Origin of the sequence: Hirschia litorea (assembly GCF_042665075.1) — a bacterium.
GTDB classification, from domain to species: domain Bacteria; phylum Pseudomonadota; class Alphaproteobacteria; order Caulobacterales; family Hyphomonadaceae; genus Hirschia; species Hirschia litorea.
This window is the reverse complement of record NZ_JBHTBR010000009.1, coordinates 46,253-61,886: the sequence shown is the minus strand read 5'-3', so window position 1 is coordinate 61,886 and position 15,634 is coordinate 46,253. Positions and strand designations below refer to the sequence as shown.

9 protein-coding genes are annotated in these 15,634 nt (G+C 42.5%); 6 read left to right on the top strand and 3 right to left on the bottom strand.

The window, feature by feature from the left end:
• The 3 genes from ACFQS8_RS15040 to ACFQS8_RS15030 form a co-directional block, all read right to left on the bottom strand.
• The coding region (locus ACFQS8_RS15040; protein WP_382168887.1) for a glycoside hydrolase family 3 N-terminal domain-containing protein at nucleotides 1-562 on the bottom strand (562 nt) is incomplete at its 3' end.
• Between the two features lie 203 nt (nucleotides 563-765).
• The gene (locus ACFQS8_RS15035) at nucleotides 766-3,252 is read right to left on the bottom strand and encodes a glycoside hydrolase family 3 protein (RefSeq protein WP_382168884.1); all 2,487 of its coding nucleotides are present in this window, start codon (nucleotides 3,250-3,252) and stop codon (nucleotides 766-768) included.
• Nucleotides 3,253-3,273: 21 nt separating this feature from the next.
• Nucleotides 3,274-5,184 (bottom strand): glycoside hydrolase family 9 protein, encoded by a 1,911-nt coding sequence (locus ACFQS8_RS15030; RefSeq protein ID WP_382168881.1) that lies wholly within the window; start codon nucleotides 5,182-5,184, stop codon nucleotides 3,274-3,276.
• Nucleotides 5,185-5,564: 380 nt separating this feature from the next.
• Between ACFQS8_RS15030 and ACFQS8_RS15025 the strand changes: the two genes are divergently transcribed.
• The 6 genes from ACFQS8_RS15025 (at nucleotide 5,565) to ACFQS8_RS15000 (ending at nucleotide 15,622) form a co-directional block, all read left to right on the top strand.
• Nucleotides 5,565-8,759: a TonB-dependent receptor gene (locus tag ACFQS8_RS15025; RefSeq protein WP_382168879.1), complete on the top strand. Its 3,195-nt coding sequence runs from the start codon at nucleotides 5,565-5,567 to the stop codon at nucleotides 8,757-8,759.
• A gap of 161 nt (nucleotides 8,760-8,920) precedes the next feature.
• The gene (locus ACFQS8_RS15020) at nucleotides 8,921-10,432 is read left to right on the top strand and encodes a tryptophan halogenase family protein (protein WP_382168876.1); all 1,512 of its coding nucleotides are present in this window, start codon (nucleotides 8,921-8,923) and stop codon (nucleotides 10,430-10,432) included.
• Complete coding sequence (locus ACFQS8_RS15015) at nucleotides 10,384-11,439, top strand: Rossmann-fold NAD(P)-binding domain-containing protein (protein WP_382168874.1); 1,056 nt, start codon at nucleotides 10,384-10,386, stop codon at nucleotides 11,437-11,439. The genes ACFQS8_RS15020 and ACFQS8_RS15015 overlap by 49 nt, the downstream gene beginning before the upstream one ends.
• Entirely contained in the window at nucleotides 11,426-12,964 is a 1,539-nt protein-coding gene (locus tag ACFQS8_RS15010) for a tryptophan halogenase family protein (protein WP_382168872.1), read from the top strand. The genes ACFQS8_RS15015 and ACFQS8_RS15010 overlap by 14 nt, the downstream gene beginning before the upstream one ends.
• Nucleotides 12,961-14,454 carry a tryptophan halogenase family protein gene (locus ACFQS8_RS15005; RefSeq protein WP_382168870.1) on the top strand — a complete coding sequence of 498 codons (1,494 nt, stop codon included), beginning with the start codon at nucleotides 12,961-12,963 and terminating at the stop codon, nucleotides 14,452-14,454. The genes ACFQS8_RS15010 and ACFQS8_RS15005 overlap by 4 nt, the downstream gene beginning before the upstream one ends.
• Before the next feature lie 118 nt (nucleotides 14,455-14,572).
• The gene (locus ACFQS8_RS15000) at nucleotides 14,573-15,622 is read left to right on the top strand and encodes a LacI family DNA-binding transcriptional regulator (RefSeq protein ID WP_382168868.1); all 1,050 of its coding nucleotides are present in this window, start codon (nucleotides 14,573-14,575) and stop codon (nucleotides 15,620-15,622) included.
• Nucleotides 15,623-15,634 lie beyond the last annotated feature (12 nt).

The following is a 15,634-nucleotide window of genomic DNA, read 5'->3' as shown; positions in this document are numbered from 1 at the left end:
CTTTAATAGCTGCAACTCCCATCTGAGACACGAGGAATGGGTCTTCTCCAAAGGTTTCTTCAATACGTCCCCAGCGAGGATCTAGCGCGACATCCACGACAGGTGATAAAACATGGTGAACACCTCGTGCTCTAATTTCTCTTGCGACGATAGAGTAAGCTTGCTCTACAAGCTCTGGATCGAACGTCGCTGCAAGGCCGATTGATTGGGGGAAGGAAGTTGCGTGTAATCCTTGAAGGCCATGCAATCCTTCTTCGTGAAAGAGTGTAGGGATGCCCATTCGGGTTTCTTCAATCATCCATTTTTGGATTTTATTGACAAGTTCTACCGTTTCGCTTGGGGAGCGACCAGACAGCTTGCGAATGACAGTAGAATCATTAACATCCTTGCGCTCAGTGGGGCCTTCCATGCCTACAGTATCTTGTGGTCGCGCTATGCAGCCTGCACCATGGGGGAAGTGCTCTTTCATTTTTACGGGATTGAAGCTGCCATCACGTTCTAAGAACTTGACTTTGTCCATCCATATACAGCTAATTTGAGCCAGTTTCTCGTCAATAGTCATTTGAGAAACCATAATTTCAAGATTTCTCGTATTAATATCTGTAACTTGTATGTCGGTATGCATTTTGGGTTCTGAGGTGGATGTCGAAAAGCTGGAAGTGCACGATATTAGAATAATTGCAGAGCAAGTTCCGACTAATAATTTCTTTAACATATTGCCTCCTATCCAGTGATTTCTGGAATTTGAATAAAACTTTGATGAGGTTAGTTATCGCCACAGTCGGCTTTTGCATCGATGTCAGATTCTATGCGAATGTTGGAGAGTTCTAATATATCTCCCATACTTCCTTGTATGGACATGGCTGTATCCAATGATGCCATGTTTACGCCTCTATCGGCAAAGCATCTAAGACTTATGCGGTAACTTTGCCACTTTTCATTGGTGAAGGTTAGCGGTAAGTTGGCGTGACAAGGGGCAGACGATTGACAGCCAGCACCGACTTTAAGCGTTGTATGGTCTGAGTTTGAGGTTAGCTTTGCATCAAAAGTGAGTTCCATAGCACCATTTGATTCTCTAGAAAAATCAACAGCGTAACTAGATTGTACACTGAATATTGTATCATTCTCAAGCCATTCCAATTTAATAGAATCTTCTTGAGATTTGTAGTCAGAAGCACTTATATTAAGCCCATCTCGCTGAAATGGCAGGGTTTCAACTGGAGTTTTTGAAATACGGAAAGACCAAGGGGCATGCACTTTGCCTTTGCTGAAAAATACGCCTTTAGGACTTGTTTCTGAAGCATCAATGCCAGAATCTTCACTTAGCTCAGGCAGCGTGACGTGTTGAGAATAATCAAGTCCATAACCAATTTTGAATAGTGGGTCATATGATTCATCGTGCCTGTTCAACTTTGATTGAGTAGCAAGCTTGGGCCATGAGAAGGACAATTTTCCTTTGAAATCAGCACCATTTTCTGCAAATAGCACGTCCGCTATACCGCCTCCTTCACTACCAGGCAGCCAAGCAGCGACAAAAGCGTCTGATAGATTGATTTCAGGGTTTGTCCATAGTGGACGACCAGAAAGGAAGACGGAAATGACAGGGGTATTTGCGCTTTTGTAAGGTTCTAACTTACTTGGAGAAAAGTCTGTGGGTACGAAGTCCACATTGCTTATGTCTCCTTGGAATTCTGCATAAGGATCTTCTCCATATACGGCAATTACCACATCTGCGTCGATCTGTGACGAAGCTTCTGGGTCATAAATAACTTCTCCACCACCAGCTTCGACAATCTCAGTAATCCCATCTAAGATAGTTTGGCTGTTTGGGAATTCGTCATTGGTATGACTTCCGCCTTGCCACGAGAGTGTCCAGCCCCCAGCGGCTTTGGCTATGCTGTCGGCACCTGTGCCGACGACCAACACTTTAACATCTTTTTTTAGCGGCAGCACATTTTTGTTATTTTTAAGAAGCACAAGTGATTCGCGAACAGCCTGACGTGCAATTTCTCGATGTTTTTCGGAGCCAAGAATTGTCGTATCGCCAGCAAAAGGCCTTTTGCTTGGAGCTTGTTTATTGAAAATATCGTATGAGAGTTTTACGCGCAGAATTCTACGAACTGCATCATCTAGACGTTCCATCGGAATTTTGCCTGACTGAACGTGGTTCAAAGTTGTTTCATACAAGCCTTTCCAACTTTCAGGAGCCATATACATATCTAGGCCAGCAAGTAAAGCGTCAGGGCAATCTGTTGCTGAACAACCAGGAATTAATGCATGCCCATTCCAATCGCCAACAACAAAGCCATTGAAATTAAGTGTGTTTTTCAGAACGTCTGTTAAAAGTTCTTTGTGACCGTGCATTCTTTCGCCATTCCAGGCAGAGTAAGATGCCATAACAGTCATAACACCCGCTTCAAGAGCACCAAAATAAGCTTCCCCATGAATATCTTTAAGTTCTTGGGCGGTGGCTATTGTGTCGCCCTGATCAATACCATTTTCAGTTCCTCCGTCGGCGATAAAGTGCTTTGCGCTTGAAATAACTTTCCCATCTGTGAGGAAATCAGTAGTCTTTGGAAGGCCTTGAAGCCCGATCGCAATTTGGCGGCCATACTCGGAAACTATCTCAGGTTCTTCAGAAAAACCTTCATATGTTCTACCCCAGCGGTCATTCTGGGGTACGGCTAAGGTAGGGGCAAAAGTCCAATCGTGGCCGGAGACGCTTAATTCAAGTGCTGTAATGCGAGCGATATCTTGGATGAGTTCAGGATTATTTGCAGCACCCAGTCCAATGTTGTGAGGGAATGCTATTCCTCCTGCCAAGTTTGTATGTCCGTGGACAGCATCGATACCCCAAATAATTGGAATAGCAATCTCAACACCTGTTTGATCGATCGAAGCCTCAAAATATGCATCTGCAGCTTCTAACCAACTCTTGTAATCTGCATAGGGAAGAGGGCCAGGTGCTGAGTTTCCTCCGCTAAGGACAGATCCAAGTCTATATTTTCTAACATCATCGGGTGTAACGGAGGCACTATCGCCTTGTATGATTTGACCTACTTTTTGCTCAAGAGTTAGCTTGCTTAATATCTGATCAATCTCAGCCTCAATAGCGGGATCAAGTTCAGGAGTTTGTAGAGTGGGCCAGATGCTTTCTGTGTGTTGCTTTTGAGGTGATTGAGAATTGCATGCTGTGAGTGCCAGACAAGATGCCAGTGCTATGACGCTGGTGCTAATCAATTTGTTTATCATGATCTAAGCCAATTTCGAATTTTATGGATGTGTTGTAGATGCGTATGAGAGAGAAGTTTCGATATAACTGGTCACCCAAGTGAGAGGGGCGTTCCAATTAATTGCCACTTCATTCAATGAGTAAGCCTTGTAATCGTCTTTCCAGCACGTCATCGGCGTATTCTGACATGCTTTAAGAAGAGCTTGAGCGACTTCATCAACTGCTGATTTTACGTTAGGTCCGCCAGAGAGGGAACCTGGTGCAGTTGCCGGAAGGCTTTTGTCGATAGCCGCAGCCCAAAACCTATGGTGCGCGTTTTTGAGGGTGGTTGAACCATACCCTGCGATATAGGATTGAGATAAAGGGTTATTACCTAAAAGGTAGTTCATTACGTTGATTACAGCATTTCGATATACTGGGTTCTCTGTAATCTCTCCAGCATAGGCAAGTATCATCGCTTTATTTAATAAAGCACCGTTGGAGCCCCAGTTAAATTCTGATGCATCAAGTGGTATTAGGAAGCTGTTATTATTTGCCGAGGAGAGATATGTGTCTGCAATGCTTACGAGTTTTTCAGAAGCTTGTTGAGTGTCTTTAGCTCCGTAAGCGTGTGGAGAAACTAAAATTGTAAGTAAGGGCAGGATATCAGTATTGGCCCAATATAAAGCTTTAAGTTGATTGTTTTTGTAGCGAATGAGCCAATCTTTTCCGGGCGTATCTTTCAATTGCTTGATGTATTCAGAATTCCCAGTCGTTGAAAAAAGTTCGAAAGCTGCCCATGCAAATTCATCTGAGAGATCGGAGTCTTCATATCCTCCTCCTCCCTCGAAAATGTCGTAAGCGTATATATCAGGATTATTTTTGGCAGCTTGATATGCTTTTACTGCAGCAGTGAGACATTGGTTAGAGAATTCTGGGTCAATGCTTTTCCAAATTCTCGCACATTGAGCAGCTGAAGCTGCTAGGTTGAGTGTCGCAGCGGTTGAAACAGGATATAGATAGCGTTTTTGATTGGCATCTTCGGGGCGTAAAGGCATTCCTAACCACTGGTTTTCGTGAACTTTGTGGTGTACGAGCCCGCTGCCATTAATTTCAGAAATTTTTATTTTCTTACCTTTAGTTACATTTTGCAAACCCAATGCGGCTTGAGTTTTGTAACCATCAGGAACTTGCATCTTTAAAAGAAATTCCATCTCCCAGCGCGCTTCATTGAGAAGAGGGCTTAAGTCATTTTTCTCTGGAAGAGGGACGCGATTTTTGTCCCAGCCTAATTTATCGGCTCCGCCTAAAAGATTGAGCCGTTCGTAAGCATTTTGAAGAGTCCACGCAGATAAAGCTCCATTTACAACATACTTTCCGTAGTCTCCCGCATCATACCAACCACCTACGACATTTAACTCATACTTACAGCCTTTCCACTTCGTTTTAGTTCTGTCTCGTCCGATGAAACAGGATAACTGACTGGAAGGATGCCCTGCAGGACGCGCATATTGAGGTAAGATGGCGTATTCTTTAGAGATAGGGGTGCCCGAGCGCATTAAATAAAAGAAGCGAAGCGAATCTTCTGCTAAAGCGGCAAATGGTGTGGGAGAGATATTGAAGGGTTCACTGGCCTGGTCGCATACGTGCAATCTATAATTTGTCCCCACATTTTTAAATTGGCTAAATGATATGCTGTGGGTGTTGAAACCAGATAAATTGTCATACCCGAGAACGTTAGAATGTCCTGTTAGGACAATTGTTCCTGTCTCATCTTTTAGTTCCCAATTGATCGGGGTTTTGAAGGGGGAAGATATCGTAGCGCGTTTGTTTGCTGTTGTTTCATAGCCAACCTGATTAAGAAAAATTCTAGTTACATTACAACTGCTTGAGTTGTTTTCAGAACGTGATTCTGGGCTATTTAGTGCTGCTATCAAGGTTAATGAGAGCGCACCCATCGCAGAAATTTTCACTATATATCCTCCAATATCGTGCATTTTAAGAGTTTTAATACAGATAGGTGTTCTGAAAACTTCCATGCATCTTTATGACAACGTAGACAAATTTTAAATTTTTTCTACAAGATATTTTGAAAAACTAGCGGATTGAAGCTAAAAATTAGTGTAAAATATTGATTATAATCAATATTTTAAAAGGTATAACGTTGTCTTTAGGGCGTATTGTGGCGTGAAAATCACTATTTTAAGGGTATTTTACCTGCCAATTTCTGGCTTTTGCGGTGCATTTTAGTTTTTTTGTGGACAACGTAGGACAATTCTGGTTATCGTGAGAGCTGCCCAGGAAAAGATTCTTAAGAGATCACCTGCAGAGCAATGTCTTTAGGGAGGAAAAAATGCGTAAATTTGGCTTTACAAAACAAAACGGATCGGGGCGCGTTGCTGCCATATCAACAAATAAACTTTTGCGCGGGGTCTCTATCCTCACGCTTGCAACAGGTGTATGGGCGGGAGCTGCTTTTGCACAAGAGGCTGATACTGTTGAAGATGAAAGTGGTGATGAAAGGGTTTTTGAAACTATCACTGTCACGGGGATTAGGGGCTCTTTAAAGAGCGCGCAAGATCTCAAGCAGGACTCGGACGTTTTCGTCGACGCAATCACTGCTGATGACATTGGTTCTTTGCCGGATAGATCTGTGTCTGAAGCGCTTCAGAGGGTTCCAGGTGTCAACGTATTGCGTTTCGCAGCAGCTGATGATCCAGATCACTTTGCTGTAGAGGGGAGCGGTGTGGTCGTGCGTGGGCTTCCTTTTGTGCGTTCAGAGTTGAACGGAAGGGATGTTTTCGGTGCGGGTAACTCTGGTGGACTCGGTTTTGAAGATGTCTCACCTGAATTGCTGGGTAGTGTTCAAGTCTTTAAGAATCAGTCCGCTGATATGGTTGAGGGTGGGCTTGCCGGAACGATTGATCTAAAAACGCGTTTGCCGTTTGATTCAGCTGGGCGAAAAGTCGGCGTGTCTGCAGATTTAACTCATTCGGATTTGATTGGAAAACTCTCTCCTACCTATTCTGGTTTATGGTCTGACCGTTTTGAGACAGGGGCAGGAGAATTTGGTTTCTTGGTTGGTTACGCTAACTCAAGCTTGCAATCTCGAGCAGATGCTACATCGATAGCTGACGTTGCGCCTAATCTAAGAGATGGTAATGTGTTCACGCCTGTTCGCTTTGACGATCTTGCGAATGGTCAAACATTGTCTGATGGTGCGGGTAATTCCTACAATTTCAATGATGTCGAAGATGAGCTCTACTATATACCTCGAGGGGTTGGAATTAAAACGCAACTCTTTGATAGGGGGCGTGAAGCTGTATCACTTGCCGGACAATGGCAAAATAATAGCGGCACTATGGTAGGGAGCGTGCAGTTCTTACGTTCAGAAGCTGACCTGACATGGAGCGAAAAAGTCTTAGAATCTAATATTGATGGTGGATTAGGTCAGAATATTCTGCCGCAAGACGATGATTTTGTGTTTGAGTCGGACAGAACATTTTATTCTGGTTTGCTTTCAGAAAATGTTGGTTGGCGGGGCAATGACAATAATCTACCGTTAGATGGAAGCCAACATTTGTCCACGGCGCGTGAGCATACAGAGAAAGATGTAACAACTGACTTTGGAGTAAATTTCAAATACACGCCTAATGACAAGTGGGCGCTAAATTTTGACGCGCAATATGTAACTGCTGATAAAGATATTAAAGACGTTTCAGTGCATGGAACTTTTTTCTCAGCGTTTGAAGTCGATATGTCGGGTGAGGTCCCCAATATTACCTATAGAGCTCCTGTAGGGTCTGGTCAGTCTGACGCCGAATATTTTGCAAATGCTGATAACTATTTTATCCGGTCTACTATGCCTCATATGGAGGATAGTCATGCCGAGTCTATAGCGTTTCGTGGTGATGCAGAGTATGATTTTGACGGCGATGGTTGGTTGAAGTCTGTGCGTTTTGGTGCGCGCTATAGTGATCGTGATTCTTCTATTCAACAATCTCGTTTTAACTGGGGGAATGTTTCTGAGATATGGACAGGAAGTCCACTTCTGTTAGCTTCAGACCCAAATGTTGCTGCAAATATTGATGCGTTTTCATTTAGCGATTTCCAGCGTGGCGCAGGGCAGTTAAAGGGCGTGCCATTTTGGAATGGCCCACTAGCGGAAGACTACCAAGGCTATTTGAATGTTATGGGAGAGCTGCTTGCTACACATCCAGGAGCAAGTGCAACCTTGCTTGAAGATAGAGAAAATGTTGTGTCAGGGCGAGAGCCATTTGTGCCATCTGAAATTGTTGATGTAGAAAGAAAATCAACTGCTTTATATTCAAGATTGGACTTTGGTACTGAAGGTCTATTTGGTTCAGGCGTATCATTAGATGGTAATTTTGGTGTACGCTATGTGAAAATGGACCGCACCGTGGGTGGTACACTCGAGGTAGATAATTTATCTACTGCTATACCGGGGTTAGGACTTGATGGAACACGGGATACGGCATGTGGTAACCAAAATGGCGGATCACTTCCCGGTTTTTGTAGCTTAACTGATGCTGAGTTTGCAGCAGTTTCTACCTTTTTCGGCGATACAGCAGTAGCAACACCGCAATCTGTTGAAAATTCACGTGAATTTTTCTTACCAAGTTTGAATATGAAGTTTGAGTTTGGTAATGGTCACCTTGTTAGATTTGGAGCATCCAAGAGTATTCGAGATGCAAATCTGTTAGACCTAAGTGTGGGTGGTCGCGTTACAGTGGGGCCAGATAATGGTGGGCAATTTGGAGGAGTTATCTCTTCTATAGGTAATCCTAACCTTGCGCCTATTGAGTCCACGCAGTTTGATTTGTCGTATGAGTGGTATTTTGATGATACGGGTTCTTTAACAGTATCACTTTTCTCCAAAGATCTAGAAAATAGATGGGTTGGTGAAATGAGAGATGGTGGATCCGTGACCGGTGGGAACCGAGTTCCAGTTACCTTAACAAATAATGGTACATCAATAGAATCTATCGCAACAACTGTCTCAAATGCAGATGAAACTACCAACATTAAAGGATTTGAAGTTGCTTACCAGCAATTCTACGATATGTTGCCGGCCCCTTTTGATGGTTTTGGAATTCAAGCCAACTATACATATATAGACGCTGATGACTTAAATACTCTCGGTGAAGGCGCTCAACAGCGAGGACGTTTCTTGATTGATGCGGTTGGTTTTGAACGTATTTCAAAACATCAATATAATCTTGTCGGTCTGTATGAAAAGGGTTCGTTCCAAGGGCGGTTAGCTTGGAATTGGAGAGATGATTTCCTTTTGACAAAAAGGGATGTGATTTATCCATTTGCTTCTATTTATCAAGAAGCGACAGGACAGCTAGATGCGTCTTTATTCTATGACATCAATGATAATTTGAAGGTCGGTCTTCAAGGTGTAAATCTGTTGGATGACATTACCGAAACGAGTTCAACAATAAATCCAAACGGGCTTAGAGGTCCTCGAGCCTTTAACCGAAATGATAGAAGGTACTCCTTAGTTCTTAGAGCAAACTTCTAAGCGAGAACCTTTAAAATGGACCGAAGATCCTCCCGCTTCGGTCCATTCTTTTTTGTTAAGTCGTTTGAGAGACGGCTATCAATATGTGCATTCAAAAAATGGCATTGTGTAAAAATTGATAATGCTATGCTTTGGTATACCGCCTTAAAGGGGATGACTAAGTGTCCAATAGTAAAGTGAAAACTATCCTTATTGTAGGGGGAGGAACCGCTGGGTGGATGACGGCGATTGCTATTGCAAGCGTGCTGAAACAAGACAATGTACAGATCACATTGATTGAATCCCGAGAGGTTGGAATTGTTGGGGTCGGTGAAGCTACACTTCCGCATATCAGATACTTTATTCAATCATTAGGTATTGATGAAAGAGAGTTTGTAGCCGCTACGGATGCGACGATTAAATTGGGTATCGAATTTGTTGATTGGGGCTGTAAGGGAGATCGTTATATTCACCCGTTTGGTGAATATGGATTGCCAAACGATGGGATCGCATTTCATCATTTCTATAATAAATTCAAAGAGATGAGTCCTATATGTGATTATTCTCTGCCAGTTGTTGCCGCGAAGAAAGGAAAATTTTATCCGCCCTCAAAGAATCTATCATCTGTAAACTCTACCTATCAATTTGCCTATCAGTTCGATGCGACAAAATTTGCTCCTTTTTTGCGTAAGAAGTCCGAGAAATTGGGTGTAAAAAGAGTAGAGGGGAAAATCATAGATGTTAAAAAGCATGCAGATGGAAATATTGCGTCTGTGTCGACCGAGGATGGGCGTTGTCTTGAGGCAGATTTCTTTGTGGATTGTTCTGGGTTCTCGGGCTTATTGGTGGATAAAGCGCTAGGTACAAAATGGCAGAGTTGGGCTGAATGGTTGCCTTGCAACCGTGCTGTAGTAGCTCCCTGTGAGCACGCAGGACCATTATTGCCTTATACGCGAGCAACAGCCAAAGAGTTCGGTTGGCAGTGGCGTATCCCCTTACAAACGCGTACAGGGAATGGTTATGTTTATTCCAGTCAGTTTGCAAAAGATGTTGAGGTCGAAGAGCAATTTGCATCATCCTTAGAGGGAGACATGTTAGCTGACCTTCGTGTCTTGAGGTTTGAAACAGGTAGACGGGAAAAATTTTGGAACCGGAATTGTGTGTCTATCGGGTTATCTGGAGGCTTTCTTGAGCCTTTGGAGTCGACAAGTATCTATCTGATTCAACAAGGAATTACGTACTTTCTCGAATTGTTTCCTGAAGATGTGGAGAGTCCTATTCGAGCGAATGAATATAATCGTATGATGGATATGGAATTTGAGAGAATTCGAGATTTTCTAATCTTACATTATTACGCGACAGAGCGAGAAGATTCATCCTTTTGGAAACATATGAAAAACCTTAAAATACCTCATTCCCTCAGTGAAAAAATAGAGTTGTTTCGAGAACGAGGGTATGTCGAATCTTATAAGTACGGTTTGTTTTTAGAACCCAGTTGGGTAGCTGTGTATTATGGACAAGGCATTATACCCTGTAATTATGATAGCCGTGTAGATTTGTTTCCCTCCCATGAGATTGAAACTAATTTGAACAAGTTGCGACGTCACATAGAAATCGCAGCAAATAATATGATGTCTCATGATCGATGGCTAAAACAATATATAGAAAGCTTTTCTACAGGGAGGTTAAATTGAAAGCTGGGGTAGTGCGGTCGGTGTTGGTAAGGGGAGAGGGGTATGCGCCAATATTGGTTGCGTGCATACTTGCACGATTTGTTGTCCATGACCCAAGTCAAATTCATTTGCAGTCGGCACAAGCTCGTTCAGAGACAGGTCCTCTTTTTTTAAGATCAGACATGGATCATTTGCACCGCAGTTTAGGAATAGAAAGACAACATATTGCGGCCGTTTCCGAAGATCAATCTCCGTTTGGAGAGATCGGTTTAAAGAGGGGTGTGCGATTTCCTTTTTCCCCATATGGTGCTTCGCTTCAGGGGGTCTCTTTTTATCAAATTTGGTTGAAAGAGTGGTTAGGTGGGCAAGCAATTGAATTATGCCATTATAATCCGTCTTTTTCATCCTTGCATCAGAGCCAAGGTTTTTGGAGAATTGATCCCATCCGATATGAAAAATTGCTTCTAAAGGTTAGCAAACTCGCAGGAATAGGTAAATTTTTTTCAGATGCAGAGTCTGTATCGCTTTCTGATTATGAACTTGTTGTGGATACAGCAAACCATGAAGCATCAAAGGATGAAGCGTGCATTTCTGTGCAGATTGGAAGAAGCAAATTATCAGGCGTAAATCTATTTGAATTTGATCTCATGGTTTTACATCAAGATTTACTAACACTAATTCAAAATTTCCCACATGTTGATTTGAATAGGGCAGGGCAACAAGAATTGGATCGAAAGCTGAATTCCGTGCTGGCAAGCTTTGAAGATATGCAAACTATATTGGCGGATGATTTAGAGTCTGTCTCCCTATCTAATCGAGTGAAAGAAAGGATCAATGTTTGGTTGGATATAGGGCGGATACCTCCCTATGAAGATGATTTTTTTGCGCCTCATGAGTGGACAGCCATTATGCATCAGTGTGTTGGCATTCCTCAGCATTATTCACGTCTCGTAGACTCATTACAGCCAAGCCACATTTCTGACCACCTGGACAACTTGGTACTAAGTGAAGGTCATGAAAATGGATGACAGACATATTCGCAAGGTTCTTGTTGTGGGGGGCGGAACGGCAGGTTGGATGGCTGCAGCGGCGTTAAGCCGTTATTTGCCGCGGGGTAGAACTGAGATCACTTTAATCGAATCGGATGCAATTGGCACGGTTGGCGTGGGTGAAGCGACTATTCCGCAAATTGCTGTTTTCAATAGAATGCTGGGCATTGATGAGGATGAGTTTATCAGAGCGACTAGTGCCACGTTTAAGCTTGGGATCGAATTTCAAGATTGGGGAAATGTCGGTGAATCGTATTTTCACCCTTTTGGTGAATATGGATATGATATGGAGGGGGTTGATTTTCACCAATTTTGGACGCGATTGAAAGTTAATGGTGAGCATCACAGTTTGAATGAATATTCACTCAATGCTAAAGCGGCCTATGCCGGCAAGTTTATTAGGCCAGATGCTACTTCTATTGGTTCTGTATTGTCTAAAATGGGATATGCGTTTCATTTCGATGCGAGCAAGTATGCGCTTTTCTTATCAAAATATGCTCAATCAAGAGGTGTCCGACGCATAGAAGGCAAAGTTTGTGAGGTTAGAAAATGTGCTGAGAATGGTTTTTTGGAATCAGTAAAGCTTGAATCTGGAGACGAATTTGCCGCTGATCTTTTTATTGATTGCACGGGGTTTCGAGCATTGTTGATAAATGGTGCATTGGGTGTTGGATACGAGGACTGGAGTAATTGGTTGCCGGTGGACAGGGCTGTTGCAATTCCTAGTAAGTCCTCTGAGGAACCTAAGCCTTATACGATATCGAAAGCTCAAAGTGCTGGATGGACGTGGAGGATACCATTGCAAAATCGTGTCGGTAATGGCCATGTCTATTGTAGCAAGTATATGTCTGCTGAAACAGCAATTGAAATTTTACAAGATGAATTAATTGGCGCACCTCTCGCTGAGCCAAATCATCTTCGTTTTAAGACAGGTATTAGAGAAAAATTCTGGGAAGCGAACTGCGTCTCTTTGGGCCTGTCTTCGGGGTTTTTGGAACCGTTGGAGTCAACGTCAATACATTTGATCCAGTCTGGTATATCAAAACTGATAGCATTGTTTCCTGATCGAGATTTTAATCATACGGACAGAGATGAATACAATCGATTATTGTCGGTAAGTTGCCATCATATTCGAGATTTTATTATCTTACATTATGTGGCCACAGGAAGATCTAACTCTCCTTTCTGGAAGCAGATGCAGGTGATGGACATACCTTCTTCGTTGAAACGTAAAATGGCATTGATGCGGGATAGGGGGCGGTTCTTTCGCTATGATGATGAGCTGTTTTCAGTCGTGAGTTGGCTGGCCGTGATGGAAGGCCAAGGTATAGGCCCAAGGCGTTATAATCCTATTGCAGACATTTTGAGTGATTATAATTTGCAACAAAGCATGAAAAATATGAGAGAGCTTTTTGATAGAACGACTGCGGCCATGCCCACGCATCAACAGTTCATTGATCGATATTGTAAAAGTAGCGATACATCTTTGAGGAAAGTTCAATGACCGACTCTGCAATTACTAAAATCGTAATTGTAGGTGGGGGAACGGCTGGCTGGATGGCAGCGGCGTCCTTAGCGCATGTGTTGGATGCAGATCGAATTTCTATTTCGTTAATTGAGTCCGAGAATATTGGGACTGTTGGGGTTGGGGAGGCAACTATTCCCCCTATTTTGAAATTTAATGAGCTTTTGGGGATTGGAGAGCGGGAATTCATGCGCGCCACTAAGGCGACGTTTAAATTAGGAATTGAATTTTCTAATTGGGGAGGTGTGGGACAAAAGTATATTCATCCTTTTGGTGATTTTGGAACTGATATTGAAGGCATTCCAATGCATCAATTTTGGTTGTCTCAAAGGCAGCGAGCCAATTATCAATACAGTCTTTTCGACTTTTCATTGATGGTAAAGGCTTGCCAGTTGAGACGTTTTAAGCACCCAGAATACCGCAATCCTAAATCTGTTTATGCTGGTATTCATTATGCGTATCATTTTGATGCCGGATTATATGCATTATATTTGAGGCAATTTGCCGAGCGTAAAGGCGTTATTCGCTATGAGGGTATTGTTAAAGATGTCCAACTTGATCCAGAATCAGGGAATGTAAAATCAGTTATTTTAGATGCTCAGCGTAAGATTGACGGTGAGTTATTTGTTGATTGTTCTGGGTTTCGGGGATTGCTTATCGAAGGTGCTCTAAAGACAGGATATAATTATTGGAGTGAATGGCTTCCTATGGATAGGGCATTCGCGGTTGCGAGTGAAAAAGTCGAAGACCCTATTCCTTATACAAAGGCGATCGCTCATGAGGCGGGATGGCAGTGGAGAATACCGCTTCAACATAGAAATGGGAATGGTTGCGTTTATTCTAGTCATTTTTTAAGTGATGATAAGGCATTAGAAAAACTGTTGTCTGGTCTTGATAGCCGTCCTTTGGCGGAACCCAAACAATTGTGTTTTAAGACTGGGCATAGGAGAAAGTTTTGGAATAAAAATGTTGTTGCGTTAGGGTTGGCAGCAGGTTTTATGGAGCCGCTAGAATCTACATCGATTAGTTTAATTCAGACGGGTTTAGCTCGGTTGATGACCCTAATGCCAGATAAACGTTTTTCAGAAACGACAAAGTCTTTATACAATCGACGTACAATTCAAGAATATGAGCATATTAGAGATTTTTTGATCCTTCACTATGTTGCTTCAAAAAGGAATGATTCATTATTCTGGAAACATATAAGGGGTCTTAAACTGCCTTATTCTCTAAAAGAAAAGATGGCGCTTTATGAGGATGCAGGGCGCATCATGCAATATGAAGCAGGTCTATTTACGCCTTCAAGTTGGCTAGCGGTTTTGCATGGACAGGGCATTGTGCCTAAGAGTTATGATCCTTTAACCTTGCGTTTCCCTGTAGAAGATGTGCAGAAAAGGTTGGACGCGATGCGCAATTTAATTGCTAGAGCAGCGTCAGCTATGCCTATGCATATCGATAGTTTACAATAAACAAGTTTAGAGTCGTTAAGCTAGAAAGCGTATAAGCTGCAGTTATCAAATATATAAACACTGTGTACAGTGTCGATTCTATATTGAGAATCGGTATGAATAAATTGGTAAATGTAGCATGAGCAGACGGGGAGTTACAGAATCTATTGACGTATCTGGGCGTCGATCAACCATTGTTGATGTCGCGAGGGAAGCTGGTGTTTCCATCAAAACTGTCTCTAGAGTTCTAAACCATGAAGCTAGAGTTAGCGAAAAGACTCAAAAAAAAGTTCGTGAAGTTATATCTAGACTTCACTATCGCCCCAATCTTGCTGCTCGAAAACTTAGAAATAGTGAAAAAACTCTTATTGCGTTAATATGCGATAATCCTCAACAACATTTGAGCGGGTTCAATGCTGATTTACAGATTGGAGCGATGCGAGAATGTAATAAACAGGGGTATTTCCTAATTGTCGATGACTTTGGGTCACCAGAATGTGCGTTTGAGGATATTCTTAAGTATCCAGATTTAGCTGGCGTTGTTCTCTCGCCTGGTTTGTGCGATAATTTAAAGATTCTAGATGCGCTAGATAGTAAAAATATTCCATATGTAAGAGTTTGTCCGCAAAAGGAATTAGACCGCTCGTCGGGCGTAAAAATAGATGATTATCAGGCTTCAGTTGATCTTGTTAAACACCTAATCGATTTAGGGCATGAAAGCATTGGTTATATTCATGGGCATCCTGATCATATGGTCAGTGAAATTAGATATTCTGGATTTAAAGATACGCTTGATAAAGTAGGGTTGCGGGTAAACCCTCAACATTTGCAATGGGGATTATTTGATTACGATTCAGGACTGAAAGCTGCGCAAAACATTTTGAACTCTGATGTTTTGCCAACTGCAATTATGGCTGGAAATGATGATATGGCAGCAGCGGTTATAGCTATTGCGGGTAGTATGAGAATAAAAGTTCCTGAAGAGCTCTCGGTCGTCGGATTTGATAATGCTCCTATAGCCAGTTTGATATTTCCTCGTATGACGACCATAGATCAGCCGGCAATTGAAATGTCTAAGCTTGCGACTGAAATGCTCATAAAGGAAATATCGTCTCCAAACACTGTGCCCCATGTGCTGACAGTAGAACATAGGCTTATTTTGAGAGAGTCCGCTGTGAAACCGATGTAATCATTTTGTTGT